Source organism: Gilvimarinus sp. 1_MG-2023, from assembly GCF_030548285.1.
This window is the reverse complement of record NZ_JAUOSC010001215.1, coordinates 1-260: the sequence shown is the minus strand read 5'-3', so window position 1 is coordinate 260 and position 260 is coordinate 1. Positions and strand designations below refer to the sequence as shown.

1 protein-coding gene is annotated in these 260 nt (G+C 25.8%); it reads right to left on the bottom strand.

What is annotated here, in order from left to right:
* Nucleotides 1-245 (bottom strand): hypothetical protein (locus Q4563_RS20725; RefSeq protein ID WP_303605858.1); only part of this gene is annotated, 245 nt, incomplete at its 3' end.
* Between the last annotated feature and the right edge of the window lie 15 nt (nt 246-260).

Here is a 260-nt window from a genome sequence, read left to right as displayed (position 1 = left end):
AATTTTGGCAAAGCTATTTCTGTTTGATGTTTTTGATGATCTTTTAAATTTGGCAATTTCACATCCCATTCTTTTCTTTTTGACAAAGAATTTAGAAAACGAATTTCTTCTTCTTTCTTTTGAAACACTTCAAGTTTTTTTAACGTTTTTTTATTTATCTTAACAATACCAAACGTTACATTTTCTACATTTTTATAAGTCAATAAAGTTTTTGAATATTGTTGAATCGGGATGTATTTTTCCAAACGACAATTCACAGA